The organism is Actinocrinis sp. (assembly GCF_035650855.1).
In the GTDB taxonomy this organism is placed as follows: Bacteria; Actinomycetota; Actinomycetes; order Streptomycetales; family Catenulisporaceae; genus Actinocrinis.
In genome coordinates this window covers 1-4,530 of the sequence record NZ_DASRGV010000072.1, presented here as the reverse complement: position 1 = coordinate 4,530, position 4,530 = coordinate 1, and the positions used below count along the sequence as shown (strand labels likewise).

The window sequence follows — 4,530 nt, the reverse complement described above, 5'->3', positions numbered from 1 at the left end:
GTTTCCCTCCCTTGGGCAGTGCCTCGTTGCAGCCGACGTCTGCAACGACGCCGCGTGATCACTTGTTCCCGGCGAGTTCTTCCCACAGGTAGGCCGCGGCCTCGGCGCCCTTGAGCAGATTGGCGACGTCCACGCGCTCGTTCGGGGCGTGCCAGCCGTCCTCGGGCAGCGAGACGCCGAGGAAGACCACCGGCGCGCCGAGCACGTCCTGCAGATCGGCCTCGGGTCCGGAACCGCCCTCGCGGGTGTAGAGGATCTCGCGCGGCTCGCCGTCCGGGTCCGCGGCGAACGCGCGGCCCAGCGCCCGGGTGACCGATTGCAGCGCGGGATGGTCGAGCGGGGTCAGGCAGGGGCGCACACCCTCGCCCTCGTAGGAGACCTCGTACTGGATCCACTCCGGCATGCGCTCGGCGAGCCAGGTCTCCAGGCCCTTGCGCACCTGCGCGGTTTCCTGGCCGGCGACCAGCCGGAAGGAGAGCTTGGCGTGGGCCTCGGACGGCACGATGGTCTTCGAGCCGTGCCCGGTGTGCCCGCCCCAGATGCCGTTGATCTCGGCGGTCGGCCGCGCCCAGATCCGCTCCAGGGTGCTGAATCCGGCCTCGCCGACCGCGGCCGGTGACTTGGCGGTGCGCAGCCAGGCGGCCTCGTCGAAGGGCAGCTTCGCGAACAGGTGCCGCTCGGTCTCGGTGAGCTCGACGATGCCGTCGTAGAAGCCGGGCAGCGTGACGTGCCGGTTCTCGTCGTGCAGCCCGGCGAGCAGCCGGACCAGCTCGGTGACCGGGTTCGGGATGGCGCCGCCGAAGGAGCCGGAGTGCACGTCGCCGCTCGGGCCGCGCACGTCGATCTGCGCGGCGATCAGGCCGCGCATGCCGGTGACGGTGGACGGGGTCTGCCGGTCCCACATGCCGGTGTCCGAGACGACCACGACGTCACAGGCCAGCCGGTCGGCGTGGTCGCGCAGCAGGGCGGCGAAGTTCGGCGAGCCGGACTCCTCCTCGCCCTCGACGATCAGCTTCAGGTTGACCGCGGGCGCGGTGCGGCCGGTCGCGGCCAGGTGCGCCTGCACGCCGAGCAGGTGGAAGAAGAGCTGGCCCTTGTCGTCGGAGGCGCCGCGGGCGAACAGCTTGCCGTCACGCACGGTCGGCTCGAACGGCGCGGTCTCCCACAGCTCGAGCGGGGTGGCCGGCTGTACATCGTGGTGACCGTATACGGCCACGGTCGGAGCATCGGGGTCGCCGGAAGGCCACTCGGCAAACACGGAGGGCAGCCCCGCGCCGCCGGCGGTCTCCCAGACCTCCACGGTCGGGAAACCGATGGCGAGCAGCTTCGCGGCGAGCCACTCGGCCGAGGCCCGCACGTCGCCGACCCGGTCGGGGTCGCCGGAGACGGAGGGGATCCGCAGCCAGTCCTTGAGGTCTTCGACGAACCCGGCCGAGTTCTGCTCGACGAAGGTTCGAACGGAAATGGTGCTGTCGGTGGACATGATCCGACCCTACCGGTCGACGCGATCGCTCACTGCTGGTAGGTCGCCAGGAACCGGGCCAGGCCGGCGATGGCGTCCTCCAGGTCCCGCACCCGCGGCAGCGTGACGATGCGGAAGTGGTCCGGATGCGGCCAGTTGAACGCGGTGCCGTGCATGACCAGCATCTTCTCCGCGTTGAGCAGGTCCATCACGAAGCGCTCGTCGTCGTTGATCTTGTAGACGCTCGGGTCGAGCCGCGGGAAGGCGTAGATCGCGCCCTGTGCCTTGGTGCAGGAAACACCCGGGATCTGGTTCAGCAGCTCGTAGGTGCGGTTGCGCTGCTCCCAGAGGCGGCCGCCGGGCTCGGTCAGCCGGTCGATGGACTGGAAGCCGCCGAGCGCGGCCTGGACCGCGTGCTGCACCGGGACGTTGGGGCCGAGCCTCAGGTTGGCGAGGATGTCGAGGCCCTGGATGTAGTCCGCGGCGTGGTCCTTCGGGCCGCTGATCACCATCCAGCCCATCCGGTAGCCGGCCGCGCGGTAAGTCTTGGACAGGCCGTTGAAGGTGATCGCCAGCAGGTCGGGGCAGGAGAGCGCGGTGGGCCGGTGCACGGCGTCGTCGTAGAGGATCTTGTCGTAGATCTCGTCGGAGAGCACCATCAGCTGATGCCGCCGGGCCACCTCGACCAGGTCGTCGATGACCTGCTGCGGGTAGACCGCGCCGGTCGGGTTGTTCGGGTTGATGATCACGATCGCCTTGGTGCGCGGGGTGACCTTCGCCTCGATGTCGGCGACGTCCGGGCTCCAGTCGGACTGCTCGTCGCACAGGTAGTGCACCGGTCGGCCGCCGGCCAGCGCGGTCGCCCCGGTCCACAGCGGGTAGTCGGGCGCCGGGATCAGCACCTCGTCGCCGTTGTCGAGCAGCGCGTTGAGCACCATGCCGATCAGCTCGGACACGCCGTTGCCGATGTAGACGTCCTCGATGTCGATGCCGACGAGGCCGCGGGTCTGGTAGGACTGCACGATCGCGCGCCGGGCCGAGGGCAGTCCCTTGGAGTCGCCGTAGCCGTTGGAGTCAGGCAGCCCGAGGATCACGTCCTGCACCAGCTCGTCCGGGGCCTCGAAGCCGAACGGGGCCGGGTTGCCGATGTTGAGCTTGAGGATGGAGTGCCCCTCGGCCTCCAACTGCTTGGCCCGGGTGAGGACGGGTCCGCGCAGGTCGTATTGGACCTCGGACAGCTTCCGGGATTGCTTGAACTCCACGTGACTCAACTCCAGGGCGCGGGCGCTCTCGCGGCGGACCGGCGGCATCGGCGGCGTCAGCGGCTTGTGCGCTGCCTTTCGCCGTTTGTATCAGGCGTTCCGGTGATCCGCATGGGTGTTTCGCGATGCGACCCGTCGCGTGGACGGTGCGGACCGGGCTCTCAGCCCTCCCGGCGCAGCACCAGCAACGCCGCGTCATCGTTCAGTTCGCCCTGCATATGGCCGAGCAACCGGCCGCGCAGGTAGCCGGCGATCATGTTCGGCGGCAGGTCGCAGACCCCGCGCAGCAGCGGTTCGAGCGGGAAGAAGGCGCCGCAGCGAGCGCGCGCGTCCGAGACCCCGTCGGTGTAGAGCAGGAGCGAATCGCCGGGCTCGAACGGCACGGTGATCGCGCTGGCGGCATACGGCTCGTTGACGAGCGAGCCGAGGCCGAGCGGGAGGCTGCACGACGCGGACTCGACCGGCCGCGTGTCGGTGCCGTGCACCAGCAGGGGCGCGGGATGCCCGCACAGTACGAGAGTCGCCTCGGCGGCGCCCGGATCGAGCCGGGTCTGCTGCCCGTCGCCTCCCGCGGCGTTCGTGAGATCGGCGGCGCTCGTGGAATGGAGGGCGCTCTTTATATTCGTAGCGCTCCTGGGCTTGGCGACGCCCTTGGAACGAGAACCAGGGACTTTCTGTCCGCCGCCAGAAGGGATCTCCACGAGAACCGCAGTCGCGAAGTCCTCCGCCCAGGTTTCGGCATGCGCGTCGCGGACCGCGTCAGTCCTCGCTTTGCCCTGGCCACCGCTCTCCGGCTGCTGTTGCACCTGCGCCTGCCGAACGAGCTCCGCGCGCCGTATCTCCGACGCGCGGCGCGCCAAGGCCGCGTCGAGCCGGACCGCCACTGCCTCCAGGGCCGGTTCCACCGCGCCGGCCTCGCGGAACGCACCGAGCAACGCGGCGGCGCCGCTGACCGCGTCCAGGCCGTTGCCGCGCATGTCGCCGAGGATCGCCCGCACGCCGTACGGGGTCTCGATGATCTCGTAGAAGTCGCCGCCGATCTGCGCACCGCTGGCCGCCGACAGGTACTCGACGGCCGTGACAACCGACCCGATCCGTGCGGGCACCGGCCGCAGCAGTACCCGCTGGGTCACCTCGGCGATCTGGCGCACCTCGTCGTACGCGCGCTGGGTGCGCAGCCGCCGCTGAGCAACCAGGTAGGTGGCGAAGGTGACGATGAGAATGGTCGGCGCGATGCCGAGCCGCTCGCCGAACTCCTCGGAACCGGGCCGGAAGGGCAGGAGCGCGAGCAGCGCGCACGCGCAGCCGAGCGCGATGCACTGGCGGCGTCCCGTTCCGGCGCAGGCGATGGCCGGCGCGGCGGCGAGCAGCGGCGTCAGTTGGGCGCCGAGTTGCAGAGCCACGCTCAAAGCGACGATGCACGCCACCCACAGCGCGGGCGCCGCGTAGACGGCGATCCGCCAGGCCCGGCGCGGGATGCGCGGAACCGGCGCCCTGCGCACGGTGCGGTGGTGCGCGCGGAGCGCTTCCTCTGTGCGCTCGGGACGCCTGGGGTCCAGGTGTGTTGCGGTGGTCACGGTGAAGACAGGGTACGTCGTTTCAGCGACCTGAGGTGACTAATTCGATACTGTTCGCATCTCTTTCGCCATGGGATGATCCACGATTACTGTCCGTGTTCGAATTCGCCCCGCAGGACGCGGCGCCCCCGATGCCGCGACGTCACGACGATGTGACGCTGCGTCAGATCGGCTCGGCTGGGCCCGGCTCAGGTCAGCTCGGCTCGGCTCAGCTCGGCTCAGACCGGCT

General features: G+C 70.2%; 3 protein-coding genes. All 3 read right to left on the bottom strand.

All coding sequences use genetic code 11. The annotated features are described in order from the left end of the window. Positions 1-58: 58 nt before the first annotated feature. Positions 59-1,483, bottom strand: coding sequence for a dipeptidase (locus VFB40_RS05875; RefSeq protein WP_324848263.1), 1,425 nt, complete (start codon positions 1,481-1,483; stop codon positions 59-61). Between the two features lie 29 nt (positions 1,484-1,512). After that, positions 1,513-2,724 carry a pyridoxal phosphate-dependent aminotransferase gene (locus VFB40_RS05870; RefSeq protein WP_324848262.1) on the bottom strand — a complete coding sequence of 404 codons (1,212 nt, stop codon included), beginning with the start codon at positions 2,722-2,724 and terminating at the stop codon, positions 1,513-1,515. 161 nt (positions 2,725-2,885) lie between these two features. Next, complete coding sequence (locus VFB40_RS05865) at positions 2,886-4,301, bottom strand: PP2C family protein-serine/threonine phosphatase (protein ID WP_324848261.1); 1,416 nt, start codon at positions 4,299-4,301, stop codon at positions 2,886-2,888. Positions 4,302-4,530 lie beyond the last annotated feature (229 nt).